The 2,438-nt window shown below is 75.6% G+C and carries 3 protein-coding genes; 2 read left to right on the plus strand and 1 reads right to left on the minus strand.

The annotated features are described in order from the left end of the window. On the minus strand, positions 1 to 1,177 hold a 1,177-nt coding region (locus HGA02_RS16415), incomplete at its 3' end, for an MMPL family transporter (RefSeq protein ID WP_246247946.1). Between the two features lie 55 nt (positions 1,178 to 1,232). Here HGA02_RS16415 and HGA02_RS16420 point away from each other — a divergent pair. Both HGA02_RS16420 and lipB read left to right on the plus strand, forming a co-directional pair. Next, positions 1,233 to 1,757 carry a MarR family winged helix-turn-helix transcriptional regulator gene (locus HGA02_RS16420; RefSeq protein ID WP_343035546.1) on the plus strand — a complete coding sequence of 175 codons (525 nt, stop codon included), beginning with the start codon at positions 1,233 to 1,235 and terminating at the stop codon, positions 1,755 to 1,757. A gap of 10 nt (positions 1,758 to 1,767) precedes the next feature. After that, on the plus strand, positions 1,768 to 2,438 hold a 671-nt coding region (lipB, locus tag HGA02_RS16425; protein WP_168680191.1), incomplete at its 3' end, for a lipoyl(octanoyl) transferase LipB.

Here is a 2,438-nt window from a genome sequence, read left to right on the forward strand (position 1 = left end):
CGGCGGGGTCGTCGGTCGCGGCGGCGTGGTGGCCGTGCGCGGTGGCGACGGTCGCGGCGGGGCGCGGCACGCGCGGCCAGAAGAGGGCGCGCGAGAAGCGGCCGAGCACGACGAGGAAGGCCGGCAGCAGCGTCGTCGCGGCGAGGAACGAGGACGCGATCCCGATCGCGGCGACGGGACCGAGCGACCGGTTGGACCCGAGGTCGGACAGCAGGAGGCAGAGGACGCCCGCGGCGACGGTGCCCGCGGAGGCGCCGATCGGCTCGAGGCACGCGCGCCACGCGCGCCGCATGGCGGTGGCCGGGTGCTCGGCGTGCCGGAGCTCCTCGCGGTAGCGGGCCACGAGCAGCAGCGCGTAGTCGACGCTCGCGCCGACCACGAGGATCGACAGGATGCCCTGCGACTGGCCGTTGAGGACGAGCACGTCGTTCGCCGCGAGCTGGTAGACGACCAGGCCTGCCAGGCACAGCGCGAAGACGGCGGTGAGGATGACGACGAACGGCAGGAACGGCGAGCGGTAGACGATCACGAGGATGACGAGCACCGCGCCGAGCGCGACGAGCAGCAGCACGCCGTCGATCCCGCCGAACGCCGTGACGAGGTCGGCGACGAAGCCCGCCGGACCGGTGACCCAGGCCTGCAGCCCGATCTCGCCCGCGTCGGTCGCGGTCGCGCCGAGGTCCTGGTCGAGCGACGCGCGCAGGTCGGTGACGAGCACCTCCGCGACGGAGTCCTCGCCGATGCGCTCGTCGGCCGCGTCGGCGTCGACGGAGAAGATCGCGAGCAGCGCGAGTCCGTCCTCGGACGGCACGACGACCGGGTCGCCGACGAGGTAGTCCGCCCACGTGTCGCCGTCGCCGTCCGGGACGTCGCGGCCGGGGACGCCGTTCGCCCACTCGGTCGCCGCCTGGACCTGCTCCGGGGTGACGTCACCGCCGTCGGCGGGCTGCATCACCACGAGCGCCGGTAGGGTCGGCGTGTCCACGAACGCGCGGCTCGCCTCGGCGGCCTGCGTGGACTCGGCGGACGACGGCAGGAAGGCGGCCGCGTCGTTCTCCTGGACCTGCGCGAGCTTGCCCTGGGCCATGCCCCCGACGGCTCCGACGGCGAGCCAGGCGACGAGCGCGACGGCGACGGCAAGGGCGCGGGCCACGGTCGCCCGGCGATTACTCAGCATGCTGAGTATCATGGGTGGCGGAGCGCCGGACGGCAAACCGAAGGGATCGACGAGGGTGCGCGACGGCCTGGACGACCCCGACCTCACGGGCGGGGGCGACACGTTCGACCCCGCGTCGAGCGACCCCGCGCACTGGCCCGTCGGGCGCCTGCTGTCCGCCGCCGCACGCCGCGTCGAGCGCGAGTGGAACGCCCACCTCGCCGGCTGGGACCTCAACCACGCGAGCCTCCCCGTCCTCGTCCACCTGGCCCGCTCGCCCGCCTCGCAGCGCGAGCTCGCGACCCTGTGCGGCGTGACGGAGCAGACGATGAGCCGCGTGCTCGCGCGCATGGAGCGCACCCGGTACGTGCGCCGCGCGCCCCACGCGGAGGACCGGCGGCGCCACGTCATCACCGCGACCCCCGAGGGCCTCGCGGCGCTCGACGCCGCCGCCGACCGCCGGCGGGCCGAGGAGGTCGTCACCCGGGGGCTCACACCCGCCCAGGTCGAGCAGCTGCGCGCCCTGCTGGTCCTCGTCGCCCGGCCCGACGACGCCCCCGACGACGGGACGACGCACGCGGCCGCACCGACCCGGGGTTAGCCTGACCGGCATGCGGTTCGACGCGCTCGACCTCGGCACCCGCCTGCTCCCCTACGAGCCCACGTGGGCGCTGCAGCGGGACGTGCACGCGGCCGTGTCCGCCGGCGAGCAGGACGACACCGTGCTGCTCTGCGAGCACGAGGACGTCTACACCGCAGGTCGCCGCACGGCCCGCTGGGACCGGCCGACCGACGGCACCCCGGTGGTCGACGTCGACCGCGGCGGACGCATCACGTGGCACGGCCCGGGCCAGCTCGTCGGGTACCCGATCGTCCGGCTCGCGCAGCCGATCGACGTCGTGCGCTACGTCCGCGCGCTCGAGGAGGCGCTCATCCGCACCTGCGCCGACCTCGGCCTCCAGGCGGTGCGGGTCGACGGGCGCAGCGGCGTGTGGTTCGCCGCCGACCCGGGTGACGACGACCGGCCGGCCCGTCGCGAGCGCAAGGTCGCCGCGATCGGCGTGCGCGTCGCGCGCGGCGTCACCATGCACGGGTTCGCGCTCAACTGCGAGCCCGACCTGCACGCGTTCGACCGCATCGTGCCGTGCGGCATCGACGACGCCGACGTCACCTCGCTCTCGGCCGAGACGGGCCGCCGCGTGACGATCGACGAGGTCACGCCGCTCGTGCGCGGGCACCTGGTCGCGACGCTCACGCCGCTCCTCGCCGCCTCCGTCGACCC

This window comes from Cellulomonas septica (genome assembly GCF_012396155.1).
In the GTDB taxonomy this organism is placed as follows: domain Bacteria; phylum Actinomycetota; class Actinomycetes; order Actinomycetales; family Cellulomonadaceae; genus Cellulomonas; species Cellulomonas septica.